This window comes from Rhodococcus sp. PBTS 1 (assembly GCF_001620025.1).
Lineage (GTDB): Bacteria > Actinomycetota > Actinomycetes > Mycobacteriales > Mycobacteriaceae > Rhodococcoides > Rhodococcoides kroppenstedtii.
In genome coordinates this window covers 496,072-521,827 of record NZ_CP015219.1, presented here as the reverse complement: position 1 = coordinate 521,827, position 25,756 = coordinate 496,072, and the positions used below count along the sequence as shown (strand labels likewise).

Annotated in this window: 30 protein-coding genes; 15 read left to right on the top strand and 15 right to left on the bottom strand. The window is 69.2% G+C overall.

Annotated elements, in window-relative coordinates; genetic code table 11:
- Positions 1-2: 2 nt before the first annotated feature.
- From rplE to rplN, 3 genes are read right to left on the bottom strand one after another with little or no spacing between them, the layout of a single operon-like run.
- A complete protein-coding gene (rplE, locus tag A3Q40_RS02360; protein WP_068099629.1) occupies positions 3-566 on the bottom strand; it encodes a 50S ribosomal protein L5 in 564 nt (187 codons plus the stop codon).
- Entirely contained in the window at positions 566-880 is a 315-nt protein-coding gene (gene rplX / locus A3Q40_RS02355) for a 50S ribosomal protein L24 (protein WP_068099628.1), read from the bottom strand. The genes rplE and rplX overlap by 1 nt, the downstream gene beginning before the upstream one ends.
- A 1-nt stretch (position 881) precedes the next feature.
- A complete protein-coding gene (rplN, locus tag A3Q40_RS02350) occupies positions 882-1,250 on the bottom strand; it encodes a 50S ribosomal protein L14 (RefSeq protein ID WP_068099627.1) in 369 nt (122 codons plus the stop codon).
- Positions 1,251-1,440: 190 nt separating this feature from the next.
- Between rplN and A3Q40_RS02345 the strand changes: the two genes are divergently transcribed.
- From A3Q40_RS02345 to A3Q40_RS02315, 7 genes are all read left to right on the top strand, one after another.
- Entirely contained in the window at positions 1,441-2,787 is a 1,347-nt protein-coding gene (locus tag A3Q40_RS02345; RefSeq protein ID WP_068104926.1) for an AIM24 family protein, read from the top strand.
- A 12-nt stretch (positions 2,788-2,799) separates the two neighbouring features.
- On the top strand, positions 2,800-3,120 hold the full coding sequence (locus A3Q40_RS02340; RefSeq protein WP_068099626.1) for an MGMT family protein: 321 nt from the start codon (positions 2,800-2,802) through the stop codon (positions 3,118-3,120).
- A gap of 112 nt (positions 3,121-3,232) precedes the next feature.
- Positions 3,233-4,273, top strand: a complete 1,041-nt coding sequence (locus tag A3Q40_RS02335) for an endonuclease domain-containing protein (RefSeq protein WP_068099625.1) — start codon at positions 3,233-3,235, stop codon at positions 4,271-4,273.
- Complete coding sequence (locus A3Q40_RS02330; protein ID WP_068099624.1) at positions 4,270-4,965, top strand: hypothetical protein; 696 nt, start codon at positions 4,270-4,272, stop codon at positions 4,963-4,965. The genes A3Q40_RS02335 and A3Q40_RS02330 overlap by 4 nt, the downstream gene beginning before the upstream one ends.
- Positions 4,966-4,976: 11 nt before the next feature.
- Positions 4,977-8,084, top strand: coding sequence for a helicase HerA domain-containing protein (locus tag A3Q40_RS02325; RefSeq protein ID WP_068099623.1), 3,108 nt, complete (start codon positions 4,977-4,979; stop codon positions 8,082-8,084).
- 40 nt (positions 8,085-8,124) lie between these two features.
- On the top strand, positions 8,125-9,129 hold the full coding sequence (locus tag A3Q40_RS02320) for an aldo/keto reductase family protein (protein WP_068099622.1): 1,005 nt from the start codon (positions 8,125-8,127) through the stop codon (positions 9,127-9,129).
- A gap of 74 nt (positions 9,130-9,203) precedes the next feature.
- Positions 9,204-10,754: an alanine/glycine:cation symporter family protein gene (locus A3Q40_RS02315; protein ID WP_068099621.1), complete on the top strand. Its 1,551-nt coding sequence runs from the start codon at positions 9,204-9,206 to the stop codon at positions 10,752-10,754.
- 62 nt (positions 10,755-10,816) lie between these two features.
- Here the strand turns inward: A3Q40_RS02315 and rpsQ are convergent, their stop codons facing one another.
- From rpsQ to rpsJ, 11 genes are read right to left on the bottom strand one after another with little or no spacing between them, the layout of a single operon-like run.
- Positions 10,817-11,095, bottom strand: a complete 279-nt coding sequence (gene rpsQ / locus A3Q40_RS02310) for a 30S ribosomal protein S17 (RefSeq protein ID WP_068099620.1) — start codon at positions 11,093-11,095, stop codon at positions 10,817-10,819.
- On the bottom strand, positions 11,092-11,337 hold the full coding sequence (gene rpmC / locus A3Q40_RS02305; protein WP_068099619.1) for a 50S ribosomal protein L29: 246 nt from the start codon (positions 11,335-11,337) through the stop codon (positions 11,092-11,094). The genes rpsQ and rpmC overlap by 4 nt, the downstream gene beginning before the upstream one ends.
- The gene (gene rplP, locus A3Q40_RS02300) at positions 11,337-11,753 is read right to left on the bottom strand and encodes a 50S ribosomal protein L16 (protein ID WP_068099618.1); all 417 of its coding nucleotides are present in this window, start codon (positions 11,751-11,753) and stop codon (positions 11,337-11,339) included. The genes rpmC and rplP overlap by 1 nt, the downstream gene beginning before the upstream one ends.
- A gap of 3 nt (positions 11,754-11,756) precedes the next feature.
- Positions 11,757-12,557: a 30S ribosomal protein S3 gene (gene rpsC / locus A3Q40_RS02295; RefSeq protein ID WP_068099617.1), complete on the bottom strand. Its 801-nt coding sequence runs from the start codon at positions 12,555-12,557 to the stop codon at positions 11,757-11,759.
- Complete coding sequence (rplV, locus tag A3Q40_RS02290) at positions 12,557-12,973, bottom strand: 50S ribosomal protein L22 (RefSeq protein WP_068099616.1); 417 nt, start codon at positions 12,971-12,973, stop codon at positions 12,557-12,559. Before rplV ends, rpsC begins: the two co-directional genes overlap by 1 nt.
- Entirely contained in the window at positions 12,970-13,251 is a 282-nt protein-coding gene (gene rpsS, locus A3Q40_RS02285; protein WP_068099615.1) for a 30S ribosomal protein S19, read from the bottom strand. The genes rplV and rpsS overlap by 4 nt, the downstream gene beginning before the upstream one ends.
- 14 nt (positions 13,252-13,265) lie before the next feature.
- Entirely contained in the window at positions 13,266-14,099 is an 834-nt protein-coding gene (rplB, locus tag A3Q40_RS02280) for a 50S ribosomal protein L2 (protein WP_068099614.1), read from the bottom strand.
- A gap of 48 nt (positions 14,100-14,147) precedes the next feature.
- Complete coding sequence (rplW, locus tag A3Q40_RS02275; protein WP_068099613.1) at positions 14,148-14,453, bottom strand: 50S ribosomal protein L23; 306 nt, start codon at positions 14,451-14,453, stop codon at positions 14,148-14,150.
- Positions 14,450-15,139: a 50S ribosomal protein L4 gene (gene rplD, locus A3Q40_RS02270; protein WP_068099612.1), complete on the bottom strand. Its 690-nt coding sequence runs from the start codon at positions 15,137-15,139 to the stop codon at positions 14,450-14,452. The genes rplW and rplD overlap by 4 nt, the downstream gene beginning before the upstream one ends.
- On the bottom strand, positions 15,136-15,801 hold the full coding sequence (gene rplC, locus A3Q40_RS02265; RefSeq protein ID WP_068099611.1) for a 50S ribosomal protein L3: 666 nt from the start codon (positions 15,799-15,801) through the stop codon (positions 15,136-15,138). Before rplC ends, rplD begins: the two co-directional genes overlap by 4 nt.
- Positions 15,802-15,815: 14 nt before the next feature.
- The gene (gene rpsJ, locus A3Q40_RS02260; protein WP_003938093.1) at positions 15,816-16,121 is read right to left on the bottom strand and encodes a 30S ribosomal protein S10; all 306 of its coding nucleotides are present in this window, start codon (positions 16,119-16,121) and stop codon (positions 15,816-15,818) included.
- Between the two features lie 529 nt (positions 16,122-16,650).
- On the opposite strand from rpsJ, the gene A3Q40_RS02255 reads away from it, so the two are divergent.
- Positions 16,651-17,124 (top strand): hotdog fold domain-containing protein, encoded by a 474-nt coding sequence (locus A3Q40_RS02255; RefSeq protein WP_068099610.1) that lies wholly within the window; start codon positions 16,651-16,653, stop codon positions 17,122-17,124.
- A 36-nt stretch (positions 17,125-17,160) separates the two neighbouring features.
- Here the strand turns inward: A3Q40_RS02255 and A3Q40_RS02250 are convergent, their stop codons facing one another.
- Positions 17,161-18,249, bottom strand: a complete 1,089-nt coding sequence (locus A3Q40_RS02250) for an alpha/beta hydrolase (RefSeq protein WP_371831478.1) — start codon at positions 18,247-18,249, stop codon at positions 17,161-17,163.
- Positions 18,250-18,593: 344 nt separating this feature from the next.
- On the opposite strand from A3Q40_RS02250, the gene A3Q40_RS02245 reads away from it, so the two are divergent.
- The 7 genes from A3Q40_RS02245 (at position 18,594) to A3Q40_RS02215 (ending at position 25,742) form a co-directional block, all read left to right on the top strand.
- Positions 18,594-19,562 (top strand): daunorubicin/doxorubicin resistance ABC transporter ATP-binding protein DrrA, encoded by a 969-nt coding sequence (locus tag A3Q40_RS02245; protein WP_068099609.1) that lies wholly within the window; start codon positions 18,594-18,596, stop codon positions 19,560-19,562.
- Positions 19,559-20,365 (top strand): ABC transporter permease, encoded by an 807-nt coding sequence (locus tag A3Q40_RS02240; RefSeq protein WP_068099608.1) that lies wholly within the window; start codon positions 19,559-19,561, stop codon positions 20,363-20,365. Before A3Q40_RS02245 ends, A3Q40_RS02240 begins: the two co-directional genes overlap by 4 nt.
- Positions 20,366-20,367: 2 nt before the next feature.
- Positions 20,368-21,276, top strand: a complete 909-nt coding sequence (locus tag A3Q40_RS02235; protein WP_082833715.1) for an ABC transporter permease — start codon at positions 20,368-20,370, stop codon at positions 21,274-21,276.
- Between the two features lie 133 nt (positions 21,277-21,409).
- Entirely contained in the window at positions 21,410-21,763 is a 354-nt protein-coding gene (locus A3Q40_RS02230; RefSeq protein ID WP_235606402.1) for a chorismate mutase, read from the top strand.
- The gene (pabB, locus tag A3Q40_RS02225) at positions 21,760-23,913 is read left to right on the top strand and encodes an aminodeoxychorismate synthase component I (protein WP_069972889.1); all 2,154 of its coding nucleotides are present in this window, start codon (positions 21,760-21,762) and stop codon (positions 23,911-23,913) included. The genes A3Q40_RS02230 and pabB overlap by 4 nt, the downstream gene beginning before the upstream one ends.
- Entirely contained in the window at positions 23,914-24,789 is an 876-nt protein-coding gene (locus A3Q40_RS02220; protein WP_068099606.1) for a prephenate dehydrogenase dimerization domain-containing protein, read from the top strand. It begins immediately after the preceding gene.
- Positions 24,786-25,742, top strand: a complete 957-nt coding sequence (locus A3Q40_RS02215; RefSeq protein ID WP_371831169.1) for an AurF N-oxygenase family protein — start codon at positions 24,786-24,788, stop codon at positions 25,740-25,742. Before A3Q40_RS02220 ends, A3Q40_RS02215 begins: the two co-directional genes overlap by 4 nt.
- The last annotated feature ends 14 nt before the right edge of the window (positions 25,743-25,756 follow it).

Sequence of the window (25,756 nt, the reverse complement as noted above, 5' to 3'; positions counted from 1 at the left end):
GCTCAGTTCTCCTTGAACGGGAAGCCGAGGTGCTTGAGCAGCGCGCGGCCTTCGTCGTTGTTGGTGGCCGTCGTGACGACGGTGATGTCCATACCGCGAGGGCGGTCGATCTTGTCGACGTCGATCTCGTGGAACATCGACTGCTCGTTCAGGCCGAACGTGTAGTTGCCGTTGCCGTCGAACTGCGTGCCCGACAGGCCACGGAAGTCCCTGATGCGGGGCAGGGCGATGGACGTCAGGCGGTCCAGGAACTCCCACATGCGGTCGCCGCGCAGCGTGACGCGGGCACCGATGGGCATGCCCTCGCGGAGCTTGAACTGCGCGATGGACTTGCGGGCCTTGCGGATCTCCGGCTTCTGACCGGTGATCGCGGCCAGGTCGGCCACGGCACCATTGATCAGCTTCGCGTCACGGGCGGCGTCGCCGACACCCATGTTGACGACGACCTTGACCACGCCCGGGATCTGCATGACGTTGGCGTACTGGAACTCGGCGTTCAGCGCGTCCTTGATCTCCTCGCGGTAGCGAGTCTTGAGGCGCGGAACGATCTTCTCGGTGGTCGTCATCAGATGTCCTTCCCGCTCTTACGGGAAATCCGAACGCGCTTGCCGTTCTCGTCGGTGCGGTAGCCCACGCGGGTGGGGTTTCCGTCCGAGTCGACGACGGCGACGTTGGAAACGTGAATGGGGGCTTCCTGGGTGACGATGCCGCCCGAGGACGCGCCGCGCTCGTTGGCCGAGACAGCGGTGTGCTTCTTGATGCGGTTGACGCCCTCGACCAGGACCTTCTCGGTCGCCGGGTAGGCCTGGATGACCTTGCCCTTGGCGCCCTTGTCCTTACCCGAGATGACGAGAACCGTGTCGCCCTTGTGCACCTTCATCTCACAACACCTCCGGAGCCAGCGACACGATGCGCATGAACTTCTTCTCACGCAGCTCGCGGCCGACCGGGCCGAAGATGCGGGTTCCGCGCGGATCGTTGTCCGGCTTGATCAAGACGGCGGCGTTCTCGTCGAACTTGATGTACGAGCCGTCGGGACGACGCCGTTCCTTCGTGGTGCGGACGATGACGGCCTTGACGACCTCGCCCTTCTTGATGTTGCCGCCGGGGATCGCGTCCTTGACGGTGGCGACGATGACGTCGCCGATCCCGGCGTAGCGGCGAGACGAACCACCGAGAACGCGAATGCACAAGATTTCCTTGGCACCCGTGTTGTCGGCGACGCGCAGCCGCGACTCCTGCTGAATCATGGGTCTCCTCGATGACCTGGATGTGCGTGCGCGGCGGATACCGACCCGACGCGCGCGGTCGTGTCGCCCGGACCGGCGCATGCGCCTACCACGGACAACCGCTCAAGTGTAAAGAACGCGCCGACACGAACCAAATCGGGCCGAATCGCGTCGCGCGCACCCCTGCCGAGTGTCGGTGGCCGGTGGCACACTGGCCGACGTGCAGAGCCTCGCCCGGGGAGAGAATCGCCCTGCCCCACTCGACGCGTCCGGATCGATCACCGTCTCGGTGACCGGTGCCGCCGTGGACGTCTCCGCCCTGCTCCTCACTGCCGCCGGTCGCGTGCGCTCGGACCAGGACCTCGTCTTCTTCAACAACCCCGTCGGGCCGGGCGTTCGCTACGCGCCCGACGGCGTCACGGTCGACACGCGGGGCGTGCCCGCCGAGATCGAGACCGTCGCGATCACCGCCAGTCTCGACGGATCCGGCCCGGCCACGTTCGGCGGGGTGCCGCTGCGCGCCACCGTCGGGTCCGAACTCGACTTCCCCATGACGGGCCTGACCACCGAGACCGCCGTCGTCGGCGTCGAGATCTACCGACGCGGCGACGGCTGGAAGGTGCGGGCCGTCGGGCAGGGATACGACGACGGACTGGCCGGCATCGCGACGGCGTTCGGCATCACCGTGGACGAGCCGGAGCCCGAGCCGGCGGCCGCGCCTCCCGCGCAGCCCGTGCCCCCGCAGCCCGTCCCCCAGCAATCGGTACCCCAGCAGCCCGACTACCCCCAGCCCGCCCCACCGGTCCGTCAGGAAGGTCTCGCCGTGCGCAGCGAACTGTTCGCCCCCTCCAACGCCGAAGTTCAGGGCAACGGCATCCTCAAGCAGGGCAGCAAGATGGCCCGCGTCGCCATGAACGGCGAGGTGATGGCGCGATCCGGGTCCATGGTCGCCTACCAGGGCGATCTGCGGTTCGAGGCGCAGGGCTCGGGCGGCATCGGAAACATGATCCGCCGCACCGTCACCGGTGAGGGTGTCCCGCTCATGAAGGTGAGCGGCCGCGGCGACCTGTTCCTGGCCAACGCCGCGCAGGACGTCCACATCATCGACCTCGACGGCAGCGACGGCCTCACCATCAACGGGTCCAACGTGCTCGCGTTCGACACGTCGCTCTCCTACCGCATCGGCCGGGTCCAGGGCGCGGCCGCCAGTTCCAACGCCGGTCTGTTCAACTGCGTCTTCACCGGTCGCGGGCGCATCGCGATCACCACGGACGGCCAGCCGGTGGTGCTGACCGTGGACCAGCCGACGTTCGCCGATCCGCAGGCGGCGGTGGCGTGGTCGTCGAGCCTGCAGACGTCGGTGAAGAGCAACGACCAGCTGAACTTCGGCACGCTGATCGGCCGCAGCACCGGTGAACGCTTCACCCTGCAGTTCTCGGGACAGGGCTTCGTCGTGGTCCAGCCGTCGGAACTGCCGCCGGGCGGATTCATCGGCGGCACCGGCGGTGGCCAGCAGGCCGGCGTGGGCGGCGCTCTCGGTGGCCTGCTCGGCCGGTGAGGCCCACCGACGATGAGCGAGGCACGGGAGGAGTTCGCGGAGCGGGTGCTGAGCGTGGTCGAGCGCATCCCGGTCGGGCGCGTGATGACCTACGGCGACATCGCCGAGTTCCTGCAGCAGGGCGGCCCGCGCGGGGTCGGCGGAGTGATGGCACGCGAGGGCGCGGCCGTCGCGTGGTGGCGCGTCGTGCGCGCGAACGGGACGCTGCCCGCACACCTGGTGATCGACGCTCAGGAGCACTGGCATCTCGAACGCACCCCGCTGCGTCGCGGCATCGTCGACGTCGAGGGCGCTCGCTGGTGGCCCGACTCCGACCGGCTCGCGGCACGCTGAATGGCCTGCGGCGACCCGACCCGAGCGACGTCCGTTCCGGTCCCCGGGTACGGTTTCGGGGATGGGAACCGTCGGCGCGACCGCTACAGCCCCACGGGGCGGTGAGGGCGGGATGACTCGTGCCGGTTCCACCGTCACGCCGGCGTGGTGGCGCACCCTGCCGCTGGACCGCGTCGTGCGTGTCGAGGGGGCATCGCTGCGCGATCTCGCCGACCACGTCGACCCGCTGCCCGCCGACACCGCGGCGCCACTCTTCTTCCGTGCCGACGACGCAGCGGCGGCCACTGCGGCGACGCTCACCGACGCGGTGGTCGCGGCCGTCGAGCAGGCCGCGATCGAGCTGATCCCCCTCTGCGTGCCCGGCAGCGACTCCCCCGCGGACCGCTCGTCGCTCGCCCGGAGCGCCGCCCGTGCGCGCGCCGTCGAGACGGCTCGATCGAGCGAGCACTTCGGGCCCTACCTCGCGCACCTGGCCGCGGCCGGCGCATCGGCCCGCACCCCGCGGACCGACACGTTCTCCCGCGAAACCCGGCTGACCGGCGCCGCCCGCGTCGTCGCGCAGGCGCACGGCCGGGACACCGCGGTCCTCGTCGTCGACGTTCCCGCCGGTGCGCCCGCGCGGGACGTCGCGGCCGCCGCGGAATGGCTGTGCCGGGCCGGTGTCGGGGTCTGGCTGACCGGTGACGGCGCAGAGTCCGTGGACCGATTTCCGACGTACCGGGTCGACGTCCCCGCGGCGCCGAGCGACGTCGCCACGATCGTCGATCGGTTCCGCCCCGGCAGCTACCCGCCCGTCGTCGGGCATCCGCACGCCGCGAGCGCCGCAGAGGAGCGTCTCCACACACTGCTGTCGATGCGGGAGTGGGCGACGGGCCGAGGGCACAACCAGGTGGTGCGCCCGTCCGAGCTCGGCCGACCGTTCACCGTCGACGTCGTGTGGAAGCGGGAGAAGATCGCCGTCGAGATCGACGGCCCCGAACACCGGTCGCGACAACGGTTCTCGGACGATCGGTCGCGGGACAACCTGCTGCAGACCCGCGGCTGGATGGTGCTGCGCTTCACCAACGAGGACGTGCTCACCGACCACGAGAGAGTCGTGGCGACCATCGAACAGGCACTGCAGCGACGACGCGCGAAGGGGACTGACACGTGAGCACGACCGACTTGACCGGGACCGAGGTCGCCGTGCTCATGGTGCTGATGGCGGAGGCGCGCGCGGTGCGCAACCCGGAGCTGGCCGTGCTGGGACCGGCGCTCGCGAAGCCGTCCCGCGACCGTCTCGTGGCGCAGGGGCTGATCGACCTCGGCCGCGAGGGCCGCTCGATGACGCTCGAACTGACCGACAAGGGGTGGAAGTTCTGCGCGGACCTGATGGGGACCGAGCCGCCGGCGGGTACCCGCCCTGCAGCGAAGGCGCTCTACACCGTCCTCGCCGGCCTGGGCCGCTGGTTCCACCGAGACGACGTCCGCCCCGCCGAGGTCTTCTTCCCCCGTGACACGCCGGCCGAGATCGAGCCGCTGCCCACCCCGGCGAACGCCGTCGTCCCGCAGTCGGTGCGTGAGCACGAGAATGCCGACGCCGGGCCCGACCTCGAGACCCGCATCCGGCGCGCGTACGCGGACCTCGCCCGCGAGCCCGGGGCGCGGGTGCGGTTGACCAGGCTGCGGCCCGCCCTGTCCGACGTCCCCCGCGACCACCTCGACGACGCTCTCGTCGCGCTGCAGCGGAAACCGGGCGTCTCGTTGATCCCCGAAGAGAACCAGAAGACGTTGTCCGACGACGACCGTGCCGCCGCGGTGACCGTCGGGAACCAGCGCAACCACCTGCTGACGATCACCTCGTGATGGGTACTTCCATGAGCACTGCAGACGACCGTATCCGCGCCCTCGAGTCGGTGCGCCTGAGCTGGGCACCGACACCCGACGACGTGTGGCGATCCCAGTCCGACGTCCACGTCGCCGGGCTGCACGACCGCGTGTACGCCGACGTCATGGCGGCCTACACCGACGCCGAGAAGTCGGACGACGCGAGTCCGCTGGGCGTGGTCGTGCGGGGACCGGCCGGATCGGGCAAGACCCACCTGCTGGGCCAGGTGCGCGAGGAGATCCAGGAGCGGGGCGGCTACTTCTTCCTCATCCGGCTACTCGACGCCGCCGGGTTCTGGCGGTCGGTGCTGATGGGCATGCTCGACGACCTCACCCGCCCGTCCGGGCGCGGGGACGACAGTCAGCTCGCGCTGATGCTGCGCCGCTTGTGCGAGGTCGGCGGCGTCGACGAGGCCGTCCGCGCGCAGGTGATGGGCGAGACGATGATCGACGTCGACGCCTTGAACACGTTCGTCGCGGCGGTCTACAAGGTGCACCCGCGGCACCGGCGTACCTCCCAGCACACGTTGCGGTCGTTGGTGCTGTCGGTCGCCCCGGACACCGGCGTGCAGGACATCGGCGACGCGTACCTGCAGTCGATCGACGACGTCGATCCGGAGGAGTTCCGCGCCTGGGGGATCGTGCGCGCCGAGCTGGGTCACCAGGGCATCGCCGAGAACATCTCGCGGTTGCTCGCCATCACCGGTCCGACGGTGCTCGCCATCGATCAGATCGACACCCTCGTCGCGCAGGCGCGGACGGGATCGGACCAGGAGTTCGCGGACGCCCGCGAGGACAAGGTCGTCGAACAGCTGGCCCACGGGTTGATGTCGCTGCGCGAGACGCTGCCGCGCACGGCATCGGTCCTGTCCGCCCTGTCCAGTGCCTGGGACCTCATCGAGGCAAGGGGCACGGCGCCGGTCAAGGACCGCTTCCGTGTGACGACCGACCTCGAGCGCATCCCGTCGTCGGACATCGGTCGGCTGCTGCTCGGACGACGTCTGAACGCCTGCTTCCGCGACGTCGGTTTCGTCCCGCCCCACGAGACGTGGCCGGTGTCCCCTGAGGCCTTCGAGCAGGCGCCGGACTTCACGCCTCGGCAATTGCTCATTGCGGTCGACCGACACATCCGACGCTGCCTGGACAGCGGAGTGGCCGCCGAGCTGACGGACTTCCGGGACAAGGGCGACGAGAGCACGCAACGCATCGTTGTCCAGCAGGACGAGCTGGCCGCCCTCGACCAGCGGTACGCCGCGCTGATCGCCGACGCGGACATCGGCGTCGCCCTCTCCCCCACCACCGAGGACGTGCTGGTCCCCACCCTGCTCGCCGCGGGCCTGACGGCCTGGATCCACGAGCACCAGTCCTCCGACGACAGCCTCGCGCAGGACCCGCCGCCCAGCGGTCGGGCCGCGCTGCACGCACGGCTGCGTCACACCGTCGACACGGACACCGACGACGAGGAGCACTGGTGCTTCCGGGCCATCACCGCGACGCACTATCGCGCGGCGAGTGCTCGCATCGAGCGCGCGGTTACCGCCGCCGGCCTGCACATCGACATGCCGCGCCGGAAGCTGATCCTTATCCGCAACGGCCCGTGGCCGTCGGGCGCCAAGACGCAGCAGACCATCGCGGCGGTCCGGCAGGCCGGGGCCATCGAGGTTCCGCTCACCGAGGCGGACCGACGCGCCCTCACGGCGCTGGGCCGGCTGCTCGACGAGAACTCCCCTGCTCTCACCTCGTGGCTGTTGTCCCGGAAGCCGGCGCACGAGATCGAGCTGTTCCGCAAGACCCTTCCCGAGGTCAGCGTGGTCGACGACGAGCGAGCCCTGATCGAGCCGGAGCCGATCACCAGCCGCCCGGCGCGTCGGCCCGAGATCGAGATCGGGACGGAGCTGAGCACCAACGCCGAGGTCCGCATCCCGCTCGAGGCGCTGCGCAAGCACACCGCGATCTTCGCCGGATCCGGGTCCGGAAAGACGGTGTTGATTCGTCGCCTCGTCGAAGAGTGTGCGCTGCAGGGCGTCTCGGCCATCGTGCTCGACATCAACAACGACCTCGCCCGCCTCGGCACCGCGTGGCCCGACGACGAACGGACCTGGCCGCCCGGCGACGAGGCCAAGGCGACGGCCTACCTCCGCGACACCGACGTCGTCGTCTGGACGCCGCGGAAGTCGTCGGGACGTCCGCTGAGTTTCCAGCCGTTGCCGGACTTCGCCAGCGTCGTCGGTGACCGCGACGAGTTCGACGCGTCCGTCGAGTCGGCGCTCGCCGCTCTCGCTCCCGCTGCGTCCGCCGTCGGCACCACCGAGAAGGCCAAGCACCGCCAGGCCGTTCTGAAGTCGGCGCTCGACGGCTTCGGACGTCGCGCGCAGGGCGGGTCGCTCGCGGACTTCGTCGAGCTGCTCGAGCACCTGCCCGACGACGTCAGCGAGATGCGCGATGCGACGCGCATCGCCGCGGATCTCGCCGAGAATCTCAAGGCCGCCATGACCAACGACCCGCTCTTCGCCGGGAGCGGGACACCCGTCGATCCGGGGGTCCTGCTGACCCCGGCCGAGGGCAAGAAGGCCCGCGTCTCGGTGATCAACCTGGCCGGGCTCACCACCGAAGACCAGAAGCAGAGCTTCGTGAACCAGCTGCAGATGGGCCTGTTCGCGTGGATCAAGAAGAACCCCGCCGGTGACCGGCCGCTCGGCGGGCTGTTCGTGATGGACGAGGCCCAGAACTACGCACCGTCCGACCGCTACACCCCCGCGACGCACAGCACCCTGGCCCTCGCGTCGCAGGCCCGCAAGTACGGTCTGGGCCTGGTCTTCGCCACGCAGGCGCCGAAGGGTCTGCACAACCGCATCGCCGGCAACGCGGCCACCCAGTTCTACGGCCTCCTGAACAGCCCCGCGCAGATCACCGCCGCGCAGGAGATGGCGCGAGCCAAGGGCGGGTCGGTTCCGGACGTCGGTCGGCTGCCGGCCGGGCAGTTCTACGCGGCGGTCGAGGGCGCCGAGTTCCGTCGCACCGCCACCCCGCTGTGCCTGACCTACCACCCCAAGAGCCCGCCCACGGAAGAGGAGGTCCTCGCCCTCGCGCGTGAGTGACGGGGAGGGGGCCATGGCGTCCGCGCGTAACTTGGTTGCCATGGCTTACCGATTTCTGGGCAACAGTGGACTCAAGGTCTCCGAGATCACCTACGGCAACTGGCTGACGCACGGCTCGCAGGTGGAGAACGACGTCGCCACCGCGTGCGTGAAGGCGGCGCTCGACGCGGGTATCACCACGTTCGACACCGCCGACGTCTACGCGAACGGCGCCGCAGAGGAAGTGCTGGGCAAGGCCGTCGCGGGCGAGCGCCGGGAAAGCCTCGAGATCTTCACCAAGGTCTACTTCCCCGTCGGCCCGAAGGGTCCCAACGACACCGGCCTCTCGCGCAAGCACATCCGCGAGGGCATCGACAACTCGCTCCGCCGACTCGGCACGGACTACGTCGACCTCTACCAGGCACACCGCTTCGACTACGAGACGCCACTCGAGGAGACCATCGCGGCCTTCGGTGACGTCGTGCAGCAAGGCAAGGCCCTCTACATCGGCGTCTCGGAGTGGACGGCCGACCAGCTGCGTGAGGCGCAGAGCCTGGCTCGACAGCGCGGCTTCTCCATCGTGTCGAACCAGCCGCAGTACTCCGCCCTCTGGCGCGTCATCGAGGCCGAGGTGGTTCCGGCGTCGAGGGAGCTCGGCATCTCGCAGGTGGTCTGGTCCCCGCTGGCGCAGGGCGTGCTGACAGGGAAGTACGTGCCCGGCCAGCCGCTCCCCGAGGGATCGCGGGCCACGGACGACAAGGGCGGCGCGGACATGATCTCGCGGTACATGAACGACGAGACCCTCACCCGCGTGCAGAAGCTGAAGCCGATCGCCGACGATCTGGGCCTGTCGATGTCGCAGCTCGCCATCGCCTGGGTGCTGGCGAACGACAACGTCGCCGCGGCCCTCGTCGGCGCCTCCCGCCCGGAGCAGATCGCGGACAACGTCAAGGCCGCCGGCGTCACCCTCGAGGCCGACGTGCTCGCGCGGATCGACGAGGCCCTCGGCGACATCGTCGAGACGGACCCGGCCAAGACCGTCAGCCCGGAGAAGCGTCTGGTCTGACCGAGGCGGAGCCGGTGTCCCCGAAACGGACGATTCGGACGGTGGAAGAGCCGTAACCCGTGTGGAATGGGCGGATGACTCCTCCACCCACGCTGCTCGCCGCCGACGGGGGAACCCTGTCGTCGATCGAGAGCGCCATCAACGGGGCCTTCGAGCCGATCACCACTGCCGTCGCGGCCGTCATCTTCTACGCCGTTCCGCTCGGGGGTGCCGACGTTCCCATCGTGGTGTTGTGGCTACTCGCCGCCGCCGTGATTTTCACCGTCACCTTCAAGCTCCTACAGGTCAGAGGGGTCAAACACGCGGTCGAGTTGGTGCGCGGCAAGCACGACGATCCGGACGCGCCCGGCGAGGTCAGCCACTTTCGTGCCCTCACGGCGGCCGTGTCCGGCACGGTCGGCCTCGGCAACATCGCGGGTGTGGCCGTCGCGGTCACGCTGGGCGGCCCCGGCGCCACGCTATGGATGATCCTCGCCGGCTTCCTCGGAATGGCGACGAAGTTCGTCGAATGCACCCTCGGCGTCAAGTACCGGGACGTGCACGCGGACGGCACGGTGTCCGGCGGGCCCATGAAGTATCTGACGAAGGGCCTCGCCGAGCGCGGACTGGGCGGACTCGGGAAGGCGATGGCTGCCGTCTACGCCGTCATCATCCTGTTCTTCGCTCTCTCGGGTGGGAACATGTTCCAGGCCAACCAGACGTACGCGCAGGTTCGGAGCGTCACGGGTGGCGACGACGGATTCCTGGGCTCGGACGCGGCGAAGTTCGCCTTCGGTGTCGTCGTCGCCGTGGTGATCGGCCTGGTCATCATCGGCGGGATGAAGTCCATTTCCGCGGTCACCGCTCGCCTCGTTCCCACCATGGCGATCGTCTACGTCGTCGCCTGCCTTGTCGTCATCGCCGTCAACGTCGAGCAGGTGCCCGGCGCGATCACCGCGATCGTCGACGGCGCGTTCTCGCCGGAGGGCGTCACCGGTGGGGTGCTCGGCGTGATGATCATCGGCATTCAACGGGCCGCGTTCTCGAACGAGGCGGGGCTCGGATCCGCGGCCATCGCCCACTCCGCGGTCAAGACACGCCATCCCGTGACCGAGGGCTTCGTCGCCATGCTCGAGCCGTTCATCGACACCGTCGTCATCTGCACCGCCACCGCCCTGACCATCGTCATCGCCAACACGGCGACCTGGCAGGATCAGCGGGCCGTGGTGGCCGAGACGGGCGAACTTCCCGCGGGCGGGGTCACTCTGACCTCGGACGCCTTCGCGACCGTCCTGCCGTGGTTCCCGTACATCCTCACGGTGGCGGTGGCCCTGTTCGCCCTGTCCACTGCCATCACGTGGGCCTACTACGGATCGCAGGCCTGGCAGTCGCTGTTCGGACGCAGCACGATTGCCCGGCAGTCGTTCAACGTGATGTTCTGCATGTTCACCGTCGTCGGCACAGTGCTGTCGCTCGGCGCGGTGCTCGACTTCGCCGACGCCGCACTGTTCGCCCTCGCCTTCGTCAACATCATCGGGCTCTACCTGTTGCTGCCCGTGGTACGACGTGAACTGCGGGACTACCAGGCCCATCGGCGGGAGCGGGCGGGCACGGCAACGCACCCGACGTCCGATCTCGACGCCTGACGACCAACGTGAACGGCCCCGCACTCACCAGGAGTGCGGGGCCGTTCGCGGTGGTGCAGGTCTTACTTGGCCTTCTCGAGGACCTCGACCAGTCGCCAGTGCTTCGTGGCGGACAGGGGGCGGGTCTCCATGAGCTGAACGCGGTCGCCGACGCCGGCGATCCCGTTCTCGTCGTGGGCCTTGACCTTGGTGGTGCGTCGGATGATCTTGCCGTAGAGGGCGTGCTTCACACGGTCTTCGAGCTCGACGACGATCGTCTTCTGCATCTTGTCGGAGACGACGTAGCCGATACGCGTCTTCCGGCTGTTGCGGGTCTCTTCAGTCACTGCTTCCTCGCTCACGCTGCGTCACCTGCCGTGTCCTCGGACGGACCGCTGGCCAGCCCGAGCTCACGCTCACGCATGACGGTGTAGATGCGCGCGATCTCGTGGCGGACGACGCGCAGTCGACGGTTGTTGTCCAGCTGACCGGTGGCCATCTGGAAGCGGAGGTTGAACAGCTCCTCCTTCGACTCACGAAGGCGGTCGATCAGTTCTTCGTCACCGAGCTCGCGGAGCTCGGCAGCCGGGGTACCGGTAGCCATCAGAACTGAACCTCCCTCGTGACGATGCGTGCCTTCATGGGCAGCTTGTGGATCGCGCGGGTCAGCGCCTCGCGGGCGATGGCCTCGTCCGGGTAGCTGAGCTCGAAGAGCACGCGACCGGGCTTGACGTTGGCGACCCACCACTCCGGCGAACCCTTACCGGAACCCATGCGGGTCTCGGCCGGCTTCTTGGTGAGCGGGCGGTCCGGGTAGATGTTGATCCAGACCTTGCCGCCACGCTTGATGTGGCGGGTGACGGCGATACGAGCCGCCTCGATCTGACGGTTGGTGACGTAGGCCGGCCCGAGAGCCTGGATGCCGTAGTCACCGAAGGTCACCTGAGTCCCGCCCTTGGCGGCACCCGAACGCTTGGGGTGGTGCTGCTTGCGGTGCTTGACCCGACGGGGGATCAACATGCGTCAGCCCTCCTTCTGCTCGGTCGTAGCGGGTGCATCAGCGGTTGCGGTCGCGGCGCGGCCGGCCTCGGTGCTGGTCGCCGTGGTGCCCGAGGCACCGCTGCGACGCGGACGAGACGGACGCTCGCGGCGGGGACGATCGGCGGGTGCGGCCGCGGCTGCGACCTCACGACGTCCACCGACGATGTCGCCCTTGTAGATCCAGACCTTCACGCCGATGCGACCGAAGGTGGTCTTCGCCTCGTAGAGGCCGTAGTCGATGTCCGCACGCAGCGTGTGCAGCGGAACGCGACCCTCGCGGTAGAACTCGGAGCGGCTCATCTCCGCGCCGCCGAGGCGGCCGGAGCACTGGACGCGGATGCCCTTGACGTTCGGCTGACGCATGGCCGACTGGATGGCCTTGCGCATCGCACGACGGAAGGCGACGCGGTTGCTGAGCTGCTCGGCCACACCCTGAGCCACGAGCTGAGCCTCGGACTCGGCGTTCTTGACCTCGAGGATGTTCAGCTGGACCTGCTTGCCGGTCAGCTTCTCGAGCTCGGAACGAATGCGGTCGGCCTCGGCGCCGCGGCGACCGATGACGATGCCCGGACGCGCGGTGTGGATGTCGACGCGAACGCGGTCACGCGTGCGCTCGATCTCGACCTTCGCGATGCCGGCCCGCTCCATGCCCGTGGCGAGGAGCTTGCGGATCGCGACGTCTTCCTTGACGTACTCCGAGTACTGCTTGTCTGCGTACCAGCGCGACTTCCACTCGGTCGTGATGCCGAGGCGGAAGCCGTGCGGGTTGATCTTCTGGCCCACTACTGAGCTCCCTTCCGGCGACCACGTGCCGAGCCGCCGGTCTTGGGCAGGCTCTCCACGATGACCGTGATGTGCGATGTGCGCTTGCGGATGCGGAACGCGCGACCCTGGGCGCGGGGCTGGAATCGCTTGAGCGTCGCGCCCTCGTCGACGAACGCCGCGGCCACGACCAGCGTGCTGGGGTCGAGGTCGAGGTTGTTCTCGGCGTTGGCCGCGGCACTGGCGACGACCTTGGCCACCGGCTCGCTCGCGGCCTGCGGCGCGAACTTCAGGATGTTCAGCGCATCCTCGACGCTGCGTCCACGGACCAGGTCGACGACGCGACGCGCCTTCATCGGGGTGACGCGGACGTGCTTGGCCGTCGCGCGAGCGGTCGGGTTGTCGGTCGCGACAATCCCAGAACGGGAGATGCTCATCGCCTCTTCGCCTTCCGGTCGTCCTTGATGTGTCCCTTGAACGTGCGCGTCGGCGCGAACTCACCGAGCTTGTGTCCGACCATGGCATCCGAGACGAACACCGGGACGTGCTTGCGACCGTCGTGGACGGCGAAGGTGTGTCCGATGAAATCGGGGGTGATGGTCGAGCGGCGCGACCAGGTCTTGATGACCTGCTTGGTGCCCTTCTCGTTCTGAGCGTCCACCTTCTTCAGGAGGTGGTCGTCGACGAACGGGCCTTTCTTGAGGCTGCGTGGCATTCTCTAACTCCTCCCTAGCGCTTCTTGCCGGTGCGGCGGCGGCGGACGATCAGCTGATCGGACGGCTTGTTCTTGCGGGTACGGCCTTCCGGCTGTCCCCAGGGGCTGACCGGGTGGCGACCACCGGAGGTCTTGCCCTCACCACCACCGTGCGGGTGGTCGACCGGGTTCATGACGACACCGCGGACCGTGGGGCGCTTGCCCTTCCAGCGCATGCGGCCGGCCTTGCCCCAGTTGATGTTGGACTGCTCGGCGTTGCCGACCTCGCCGACGGTGGCGCGGCAGCGCACGTCGACGCGGCGGATCTCACCGGAGGGCATACGCAGCGTGGCGTAGGGGCCTTCCTTGCCGAGGAGCTGGATTCCGGCGCCGGCGGAGCGGGCCATCTTGGCTCCGCCGCCGGGACGCAGCTCCACCGCGTGGATGGTGGTACCCGTCGGGATGTTGCGCAGCGGCAGGTTGTTACCGGGCTTGATGTCCGCGGTCGCACCGGACTCGATGGGCGAACCCTGCGAGATGCCCTTCGGCGCGATGATGTAGCGCTTCTCGCCGTCGGCGTAGTGCAGCAGCGCGATGTTGGCGGTGCGGTTGGGGTCGTACTCGATGTGAGCGACCTTGGCCGGCACGCCGTCCTTGTCGTTGCGACGGAAGTCGATCAGACGGTAGGCGCGCTTGTGGCCGCCACCCTTGTGACGGGTGGTGATGCGGCCATGGGCGTTGCGGCCTCCGCGGCCGTGCAGCGGGCGGATGAGCGACTTCTCCGGTGTCGAGCGCGTGATCTCCGCGAAATCGGAGACACTCGCGCCGCGACGACCGGGAGTGGTCGGCTTGTACTTGCGAATTGCCATGTTTGTCTCGTCCCTTGATCCTCGAGGACCCTCGTGAGCTCCGGCCGCTTACGCGACCGGGCCTCCGAAGATCTCGATGGGCTTGCTGTCGGCCGAGAGGGTCACGAGCGCGCGCTTGGTGGACTTGCGCGTGCCGTAGCCGAATCGGGTCCGCTTGCGCTTACCCTGCCGGTTGGCGGTGTTGACGCTGGTCACGGTCACGCCGAAGATCTTCTCCACGGCGATCTTGATCTGCGTCTTGTTCGAGTCGGGGTGCACGATGAACGTGTAGGTCCCCTGCTCGATCAGGCCGTAGGACTTCTCCGAGATGACCGGCGCCAGCAGGATGTCGCGGGGGTCCGCGATGGTGCTCACTTGTCGTCCTCCTGTGCTTCCGCAGCCGCCGAGCGAGCCGGACCTGCGATGAAGGTGTTCAGCGCCTCGACCGTGAAGACCACGTCGTCGCTCTCGAGGACGTCGTAGGTGTTCAGCTGGTCGGGGGCGATGGGGTGCACACCGTCGAGGTTCTGCACCGACTTCCAGGCAGCGAGGTCCGCGCGGCCGATGACCAGCAGGACCTTCTTGCGATCGGTGAGCTCGGCTAGGAAGGAACGCGCGCCCTTGGTGGACGGCACCTGGCCTGCGACCAACTCGGTGATCACGTGGATGCGCTCGCTGCGCGCCCGGTCGGAGAGGGCTCCGCGCAGAGCGGCGGCCTTCATCTTCTTGGGGGTGCGCTGGCTGTAGTCGCGCGGCTGCGGGCCGTGGACCGTGCCACCGCCGACGAACTGCGGAGCGCGGGTCGAGCCCTGGCGTGCGCGGCCGGTGCCCTTCTGGCGGTACGGCTTCTTGCCGCCGCCGCGGACGTCGCCGCGCGTCTTCGTCGCGTGCGTGCCCTGGCGTGCGGCCGCGAGCTGCGCGACGACGACCTGGTGCATCAGCGCGATGTTCGCGGTGCGGTCGAAGATCTCGGCGGGGAGATCGACGGTGCCGTTGGTCTTGCCGCCGGCTTCCTTGACGTCGAGAGACAGCGTCGTGCCGCTCTTCTCGAGACTGGTCATGCTCGCGCACCACCCTTCACTGCGCTCTTGACGATCACGACGCCGCCCTTGCGGCCCGGGATCGCACCCTTGATCAGCAGCAGGCCGTTCTCGGCGTCCACCTTGTGGACCGAGAGGTTCTGCGTCGTGACGCGGTCGCTACCCATCCGACCCGACATGCGCATGCCCTTGAACACGCGACCGGGGGTGGCGCAACCACCGATGGAACCGGGGCGACGGTGCACGGCCTGCGCGCCGTGGCTGGCGCCCTGGCCGGCGAAGCCGTGGCGCTTCATCGTGCCGGCGAAGCCCTTGCCCTTGCTGATGCCGGTGACGTCGACGTAGGCGCCGTCCTCGAACTCGGCAGCGGTGAGCTCCTGGCCGACCTCGAAGGCGGCGGCGTCGGCGACGCGCAGCTCGGCGAGGTGGCGGCGCGGCGTGACGCCGGCCTTGGCGAACTGACCGGTGACCGGCTTGTTCACCTTGCGGGGATCGATGGCGCCGAAGGCGACCTGGACGGCGCTGTAGCCGTCGCGCTCCTCGGTGCGGATCGCGGTCACGACGTTCGGATCCGCCTTGACGACGGTGACCGGGACGACGCGGTTGTTCTCGTCGAAGACCTGGGTCATACCGAGCTTGGTGCCCAGAATTCCCTTGGCCGGACGGTTCTTGTTGTCAGTCATGGTTGTCTCCGCGCTCACTGAATGTTGACGTCGACGCTGGCCGGCAGGTCGATACGCATGAGTGCGTCGACGGTCTTCGGCGTCGGGTCGAGAATGTCGATGAGTCGCTTGTGAGTACGCATCTCGAAGTGCTCGCGAGAATCCTTGTACTTGTGCGGCGAACGAATGACGCAGTACACGTTCTTCTCGGTGGGCAACGGCACAGGTCCGACCACGCGGGCCCCGGTACGGGTCACCGTCTCGACGATCTTGCGCGCGGACGCGTCGATCGCTTCGTGGTCGTAGGCCTTGAGCCTGATGCGGATCTTCTGTCCCGCCACGCTTATGTCCTCTTCCTTGCCCGTAGGTGTCGACCGACTCGGGTGTCAACCAACTCGGTGGGTCTTCTCTCGGTTCGCCGGGAACGAGTCCCGGTCGATCCGGCAGTGCGCGCCCGGCCCCCTGACGGGACGGACGACATCCGATGACGAATCACGTGGCGGAGCCGCTGGCGGGCACGCGAGGCGTGGCCTGGACTACCGTTGCCGCTGTTCATCTGTCATGGATCTCCGGTCCACGCGGTCGGGCGTGTCGCAACCCCGACCAGTCCTCTGCCCGGTCCGGTCTCCCGGATGGGCGAGTCACGTGCGAACCGGATGCGCCCATCGAGCCGGCGCGATCACTGCTTGGTTCACTGCTTGTTGTTCTACTGCTCGGCCGAGACTCTCCGCGCACGCACGGGGCACACGACAGCGATCGCCTCGGTCAAGGCAACCCGACGAGTATGACCCACGGACGGGGTTCAGTTCAAATCGACCCCGTCACACTCGTCCGGGATCGGACGACGTCGCCCGAGTAGGGTCCGCGGTCATGACCACCGCGACCGGTACGTACGCCCTGTGGCGACGTCTGCCGCGCCCCGTGCGCAGCCCGTTGTTCTCCGTCGGCATGTGCGCGCGGGTGCCGTTCTTCGCCACCGTGCTCCCCCGCGTGCGGGAGCTCGAACCCGGCCGGTGCGTGGTGACGGCACCGAAGTGGTTCGGCGTGCAGAACCATCTGCACACCTTCCACGCCATCGCGTCCTGCAACCTCGCGGAGGTGGCCATGGGCATGCTCGCCGAGGCGACCGTGCCGACGACGCACCGATGGATCCCCAAGGGGATGACGGTGTCCTACCTCGCGGCGGGGCGGACCGGCATGACGGCCCGGGCCGAACTGGACGAGCTCCCCGACTTCACCGCCGTCACCGAGGGGACCGACCTGGTGATCCCGGTGTACCTGACGGATCGGTCGGGCGCCGAGGTGGTGCACGCGGACATCACGGTGTGGGTCACACCCAGATAATCGGTGTGGGTCACACCCGAATGGAACCGTGCGCGCTCAGATCCCGAGCGACGCCGCGGTGAACGGCCAGGACCGGTGCAGGTCCTCCTGCCAGTACGCCCAGGAGTGCGTGCCGGGGCCCCGGAAGTCGACCGTGGCCGGAATTCCGAGCTCGGCGAGGCGCCCGGCGAACACTCGGGTGCAGTGGTCCGTGATGGACTCGATCCCGCCGCCGACGATCACGCGGTTGACCAGGTCCGGGACGTCGCCGGCGATGCGGGCGCTCGCGAGGGTGTCGTCGAATCCGGGCAGCCCGTTGCCGGTGGAGAGGTACAGCGGGGTCCCCCGCAGTTTCTCGGCGTTGAGCAGGGCGTCGTTGGCGAGCCACTCGGGCCCACCGGTGGGGCCCCACATGTTGTCGGTGTCGCCGCCGCCGCGGGCCTCGACGACGAGCTTGACGTAGGCCGCACCGAGATCGTCCGAGGTGTTCGCGCACCCACTGAACGAGGTGACGGAGGAATAGAAGCCGGGCGCGTTCGCGGCCAACATCAGGACGGCGCTCGCGGCCATCGAGATTCCGCCGACGGCCTGCGTTCCGTCGGTTCCGAGGGCCGCGTTCATCAACGGCGGAAGCTCCGACGTGAGAAACGTCTCCCACTTGTTGCGGCCGAGTTCCGGATCGTCGGCGAGCCAATCCGTGTAATAGCTGAAGGCGCCGGCCTTCGGAATCACGACGTTGACGTTCTTGTCGGCGAAGAACGGGACCACGTCGGTCTGGTCGGGCCAGTTGGACGACGGATCCTCACCGCCGCTCGCGCCGTTCAACAGGTAGTAGGTGGGGCGCGGGACGCTCGTGTCCGCGGGCCGCAGCACCTGCAGGTCGACGGTGCGGTCCATGGAGGCGGACCGGACGACCACGTCGTAACGCTGTCCACCGGCGGGGGTCACCGACACCACGCTGCTGCCGTCGGCGCCGACGAAGCCCGTCGTCGGCGCGGAGGACGCGCCGGAGACCGGTTGCGCCGCAACAGAACCCGCGCTCACGACCGCGGTCGAGGCCACGGCGGCGGCCACGGCGAGGACACCGAACGACCGACGCGTACGCGCGACGACGGCGGAGACGGACGACTCGGTGCGAACCTTCACGGCGGCGGTGTTCCCTTCGACGACACGGTGGGCGCCCCGACGACCGGCCGAGGCCGATGCGGGGGCACCCTCGGGCGTCACAGTAACCGGGACGGGCGAGGAGAGTGAACGCACGAGACCACCCCGAGACCACATCGTCATCGTCGGACGCGGAGCAGGGGCCCGGGCCGGTCGCCGTTCGCGAACATTCCCGGCCGTTTTCTCGCGTCGCCCGACCGACAATGGCGGCCGTCATCGCCGCGTCGGACCGCGGTGTTACAGCCGAACCCACCGTCCGACGAGAACCGTCCGTTCCTCGTCGCGTCCGCCTCTCCGGGCATTTCTCTTCTGCCATACTCGAGGCCATGCCTACCGGAGTGGCCGTTCACGTCGACGGAATAACCAAGTCCTTCGGCGACGTCCACGCTCTCCGCGGCGTGAGTTTCTCCGTCCCCGTCGGATCGGTGCTGGGCGTCCTCGGCCCCAACGGCGCGGGCAAGACCACCACCGTGAACGTGCTGTCCACGCTGCTGCGACCAGACGGCGGTCATGCCACCGTCGCGGGCTTCGACGTCGTGAAGAACGCCCAGGAAGTGCGCAAGCGCATCATGCTCACGGGTCAGTACGCCGCCTTGGACCAGGGCCTCACCGGCGCCGAGAACCTCGAATTGTTCGGCCGCTTGATGGGCCTGTCCAAGAAGGCCGCACGGGCGCGCGGCACCGAACTGCTCGAACAGTTCGACCTCGTGGTCGCGGCCGATCGCAAGGTGTCGGGGTACTCCGGCGGCATGCGTCGCCGCATCGACATCGCCTGCGGACTGGTGACCCGGCCCGACGTGGTGTTCCTCGACGAGCCCACCACCGGACTCGACCCGCGCAGCCGTCAGGCCGTCTGGTCGCTGGTGGAGAACCTCAAGACCGAGGGCATCACGATCCTGCTCACCACCCAGTACTTGGAGGAGGCGGACCTCCTCAGCGACAACATCGTCGTCATCGACAAGGGCACGGTGATCGCCGAGGGCACCGCGGACCAGTTGAAGGCCCGCACCGGCGACAGCTACTGCGAGGTGGTTCCGCGCCAGCCGGCCGACCTCGGACGGGTCCGGGACATTCTCGCCGACGTCGCCGGGTCGTCGTCCGTCGTCGACGATTCCGAGCCCGATCGCATCTCGATTCCCGCCGCCCATGGCCCGCGCACCCTCACCGAGGTCGTGCGTCGACTCGACATGGCCCAGATCGACCTGGCCGACATCGCCCTCCGTCGCCCGTCCCTCGACGACGTCTTCCTCTCCCTCACCGGCCACACCGAGCGGCGAGACGAGCCCGCCCGGTGACGGCGGCCGTCTCGACGACACGGGCGGGCGGGCGGCATCGCGCTCCCGAGCTGTCGTCGTTCCAGCAGTGGCGAGCGCTGACCGGTCGCGTCATCGCGAGCCAGCTGCGGACCCACGAACTCACGGTCGCGCTGCTCGCCCCGGCGATCTTCGCGATCGGCTTCTATCTGCCGCTGCGCTTCGTCATGCGGATCCAGGGCATCGACTACGCCCAGTTCGTCATGCCGATCATCGTGCTGCAGGCGATGGCGTTCACCGCCATCTCCGCAGCGTCGCGCGGAGCGGCCGAGGAACTGAACGGCATCAATCCCCGCTTCAAGACCATGCCGATCGGACCGGCGGTCCCGCTCCTCGCGCGCATCGGCGGCGCGACCTTCCGCTCCGCGCTCTCCCTGATCGCGGCCCTGTTCTACGGGTACCTGATCGGATTCCGCTTCACCGGCGGGATCGGGCCGGCCGTGCTGTTCGTGACCATCGCGATGCTGGTGGGCACCGCCTTCGCCATGGGCGGCGACGCCATCGGCGTGCTCTCGCGCAGCCCCGAGGCCACCAGCCAGGCGCTCACCCTGCCGCAGCTCATCCTCGGCATGCTCTCCACCGGATTCGTCCCGGAGGAGGGGTTCCCGGAGTGGATCCGCCCGTTCGCACGCAACCAACCGATCTCGCAGTTCGCGCACGCGATGCGTGACCTCGCCGAGGGCACCGTGAACTCCGCCGCTCTGATCCCGGCGCTGCTGTGGTGCCTGGCCTTCGTGGTGATCTTCGCGCCGCTCTCGATCTGGGCGAACGTGAGGAGACAGTGAGCATGAACCCCGAGACCAGGGACCTCGAGGCCGTCACCGAGAAGATCCCCGCCCTCGACGTCCGCACGACCGGGTCGTCGGTCGTCGGACGACCGCGCGCGGAGTTCCCGACGCCCGACCATGCGGTCACCGAGCGGGGGCCGCGCGCCTACGTCTCGCACAGCCTGCTCCAGGCCAAGCGGCTGCTCACCAAGTGGTTCCGCGATCCGCTGACGATGATTCAGACGGTCATCTATCCGTCGGTGACGCTGCTGATGTTCTCGGTGGTGCTGGGTCGGTCCATCACCGGCGCCACCGGCGAGAATGCCGTCTACGGCCAGGTGCCGATGATCGCGCTGGTCGGCTCGGTGTTCGGCGCGCTCGCCAGCGGTGTGTCCCTCAAGCGCGAAGCGCAGACCGGTCTGCTCACCCGCTTCTACGTCATGCCGACCCACCGCGCGTCGGGCCTGACCGGGCGTCTGCTCGCCGAGGCCGTGCGCATGGTGCTCACCACCATGTTCATCGTGCTCGTCGGGTTCGCCATCGGCTTCCGATTCGACCAGGGCCTGCTCCCCGCGATCGCCTTCTTCGGACTGCCGCTGCTGCTCGGCACCGGCTTCGCGACGTTCGTGACCGCCCTGGCGGTGATGGCACCGAAGTTGCCGCTGGTCGAGCTGCTCTCGCTCGTCTGCACACTGCTGATGTTCTTCAACTCCGGCTTCGTGCCCACCCGCGCCTACCCGCCCTGGCTGCAGGGCTTCGTCGCCAATCAACCGATGAGCACCGCCATCGAGTCGATGCGCGGCCTCTCGGCCGGCGGTCCCGTCCAGGGACCGTTGACGCAGACGGCGATCTGGGCCGTCGCCCTCACGGTGGTCTTCGCCGTTCCCGCGGTGCGCGGGTACCGCAAGGCCGCCATGGGTCGGGACTGACCGGGACCGACCGGGCCGGGCCCGGCCGGGCCGTCTTCGTGGTCGATCACACCCATCTGTCCCGATACGCCGAAACGAATCGATCGAAACGAACGATCTTCGTTGTAGTGACGGGTGAAGGTGGTGATGAACCGTGACGAATCGCGACAGGATGCTCCGATCGGTGCACGACGACGAGGTGGATCCCAGTGACCGGTTGGCGGCGCTGCGCGGCGAACTGGACCGCATCGATGCGGGGTTGCGTGACGCGCTGCGGGACCGCCTGCGGGTGTGCGAGGAAGTCGGCCGCCTGAAGCGGGACCACGACATTCCCGTGATGCAGCCCGCCCGCGTCGACCAGGTCACCCGAGGCGCGCGCGAGTACGCCGAGCGCAACGAGCTCGACCCCGATTACCTCGAGGCCGTCTACCGACTGATCATCGCCGAGACCTGCCGCGTCGAAGACCTCCTGGTCGCCGAGCGGCCCGACGACTCGACACGCTCTTGACCCGCGTCCTGCTCGTCGACAACGTCGACTCCTTCACCTACAACCTGGCCGAGTTGCTGGCCGCGGTGACCGGCGAGCGCCCGACGGTCGTCCGCAACGACGTCGACTTCGCCTCCCTCGATCTCGCCTCGTACGACGCCGTCGTGATCTCCCCCGGCCCCGGCAACCCGGAGCGACCGGCCGACTTCGGCGTGTGCGCGCGGATTCTCGAGGAGACGACGGTGCCCGTCCTCGGGGTATGTCTCGGCCACCAGGGCATCGCCGCCGCGCACGGCGGCCGGGTGGTGCGGGCGACGGAACCGATGCACGGACGGCTGTCGCGGATCCGGCACACCGGGACGGGACTGTTCGAGGGCCTCGACCAGCCGCTGTCGGTGGTGCGGTACCACTCGCTGGTCGTCGCCGATCTGCCCGACGAGCTGTCGGTCACAGCGTGGACCGAGGACGGCGTTCCGATGGCGCTCCAACACGCGACGCTGCCGCGCTGGGGCGTCCAGTTCCACCCGGAGTCGATCGAGTCCGCGGGTGGGCACCGCCTGATCGCCAATTTCCTGGGCCTGGCGCGCGCCGCCGCGTTGCCCACCCCGCGCCCGGCCGAACACTCGGCTGCCGCCGGTTCGACTCCGGTGTCGCCTGCCGCGGCACCCCGCTACGTCGTCCACGTCCGAGAGGTCGGCGTCGATCCCGACCCGCGGGCCGTGTACGACGCGGTCACCGGGGGCGACCAGGGACGATTCTGGCTCGACGGCAGCGTCGAACCCGACGCCCGATTCACGATCGTCGGCGACTGCCGGGGCCCGCTGGCCGAGTACGTGACGTACGACGTCGACACGACGACGGTCACCGTCGTCGGCAGCGACGGGAGCACCCGGTCGGTCCACACGCCCTTCTTCGACTACCTCGACGCCTCGCTCCGGGAACGCGCCGTCGCTCCGGACGACGATCTGCCGTTCGATTTCCGACTCGGGTACGTGGGGTACCTCGGCTACGAGCTGAAGGCCGAAACCGGCGGCCAAGCCGTGCATTCCTCGTCCGACCCGGACGCAGCTCTCGTCTTCGCGGACCGGGCGGTGGTACTCGACCACGACGGCCGTCGGGCTTTCGCTCTGGCTCTGGGCGACGGCACCGCGGCCGCCGACGGGGCTGCCCGTCGCTGGCTCGACGAGACGGAGGCGACGCTGCGTCGTCTCCCCTGCGCGGGTCGGATCGCCGATCCCGCCCCGATTGCATCTCACCCCACCGACGCCGGGCTCGACCTGCGCCACGATCACGCGGCGTACGTGGACCTCATCGCGGACTGCCGCAGCGAGATCGCCGCCGGAGAGTCCTACGAAGTGTGTCTGACCAACGTCGCGCACTCGTCGATCACGGTGGACCCCCTCTCGACCTTCGATCACCTGCGCACGATCTCCCCCGTGCCGTACGGCGCTCTGCTGGAGTTCGACGGACTGTCCGTCGTGAGCACCTCGCCCGAGCGGTTCCTGCGCATCGACACCGCCGGCGTCGTCGAATCGAAGCCGATCAAGGGCACCCGGCCCCGAGGGGCGACGGCGGGCGCCGACGCCGCGTTGCGCGACGAGCTGCTCGCGTCCGAGAAGGACCGCGCGGAGAACCTCATGATCGTGGACCTCGTGCGCAACGATCTCTCGCGGGTCTGCGCGACCGGGTCCGTGCACGTGCCGGTGCTGTTCGGCATCGAGAGCTACGCGACGGTCCATCAGATGGTGTCGACGGTGCGCGGCACGCTCACCGACGCGTCGGCGGTGGAGTGCGTGCGGGCGATGTTCCCCGGCGGCTCGATGACCGGGGCGCCGAAGGTGCGGACGATGGAGATCATCGACCGTCTCGAAGCCGGTCCGCGCGGGGTGTACTCGGGCAGCGTCGGCTACCTGTCGCTGAACGGAACGGCCGACCTGTCGATCGTCATTCGCACCCTGGTGGTGACGCCGGACGGCGCTCGCTTCGGCATCGGCGGCGCCATCACCGCGCTCTCCGATCCCGAGGAGGAGTTCGAGGAGACGCTGGTCAAGGCAGCCACGATGGGCCGCGCCCTCGCTTTCGCCCCCGTCCACACCGCGCCGCCGCCGGCCGCGCACCGTCCGGCGCTGCCGCGACGGCGGCGGCCCGCGGTCCGTCAGCAGCACACGTAGATGACCGACCACGTGGCCGTCGTCGGTGGAGCCGGGGCGGTGGGAACCCTCTACGCCGACGCGTTCGCCGCCGCCGGACGCACCGTGTCCGTGATCGACTCCGCGACGGAACCCGAGAGCGACGTACGACGACCGGACGCGCGTACGTCGGCGACGCTCGGCGCGGCGGACGTCGTGATCCTCGCGGTACCCGAGTCGGTGGCCCTCGCCGCGGTCCCGGTGCTGGCGACCGTCGCGGCGCGGGCCGTCGTCGTGGACACGCTGTCGGTCAAGTCGGGAATGGCCGAGGCCGTCGCCCGCTCGGCGCTCGCCGAGGCCGTCGGACTCAACCCGATGTACGCCCCCTCGCTCGGGATGGACGGCCGGCCGACGGCGGCAGTCGTCTACCGCGACGGGGCGCGCGTCGACGCAGTCCTGGACGTCGTGGCCGCGCGTGGCCCCGTGGTCCGGGTGTCCGCCACCGACCATGACCGGGTGGTGGCGTCGACCCAGGCGCTCACCCACGCCGCGATCCTGGCGTTCGGCACCGCCCTGGGCGAGTTGGGCGTGGACCCGGAGGTCGCGGCCGCGCTCGGACCGCCGCCGTTCGCGACGGCGACGGCCCTGCTCGCCCGCGTCGCCAACGGCACCCCGGAGGTGTACGCCGATGTGCAGCAGGGCAATCCGTACGCCGGTGAGGCCAGGTCCGCACTCGGCCGCGCCGTCGCCACGGTCGACGCGTCCTGCCGCGACGTCGCCGCGTTCACCGCACTGCTCGACGACGCCCGCGCCGCCCTCGGTCCGGAGCTGACGTCCGCCTCGACGCGGTGCGCCCACCTCTTCGACCTACTCCGGACCGCGCCACCGCGCGAGACGAATCAGGAGGACCCCTCGTGACCACCGAGACGATCACCGGCACCGAGCTCGACACCGCGTCCGCACCGTCCCTGTCCCCGCAGACTCCCGTCGAGAACGCCGTCGTCGAGCGCCTGCGCGGCAACTGGAGTCGACGCGCCGCGGTGAAGAAGGCGGACCCCGACTGGGCCGGCCTGTTCGATCCGGACAAGCACGACTACCCGGATGCCCTGATCCCGTTCGGTCGTCATCCGATCTATCGCGCGCTGAGCGACGAGCAGCGGCACCGCATCCGGGCCGCGGCGTGGATCGCGTTCAACAAGAATGTGATGGACGTCGAGCAACACGTCGTCAATCCCGGCTTCGCCCTGCTCGCCCGCGACGTGTTCGACACCGGGATGGGCGATTCCCTGGCCGTCGCGGTGACCCAGGCGATGGTCGACGAGCAGTACCACACCCTGATGCACCTGCAGGCCAGCGCGCTCACACGGCAGGAGCGGGGTCTCGCGCTCGCGGACCGAGATCTCCCGGCTCCCACCACCGTTCGCCGGCTGCGGGCCGAGCTCGCCGCCGCGGACTCCGAGCGCGACGCGGCCCTGATCGGCCTCGCTTACACCACCGTCGCCGAGATCTCGATCACGTCCTACCTCGCACTGATCGAGGACGGACCGGAGATCCAGCCCGTCAACCGCGCCACGGTCGCACTGCACGAGCGCGACGAGCACTGTCACGCGTCGATCGCCGGCGAGATGGCCGTGGTGGTGTATGCCGCTCTCTCGGAACGGGATCGCGCGTTCTTCCAGGACGCCCTCGACCGCGCGATGGACGCGTTCTCCGCGAACGACATGACGACGTGGGAGCGCATCCTCGACCTCGAGGACGTGCCGGACCGCGACCGTATGCTGCGCGAGGTCGCGGCGGACGCGACGCGGGAACCGTTGCTGCAGGACTACTCCGGGATAGAAAAGCTCCGGCGCAGTCTCGCCGCCTGCTGAGCTCGCACGTCCCC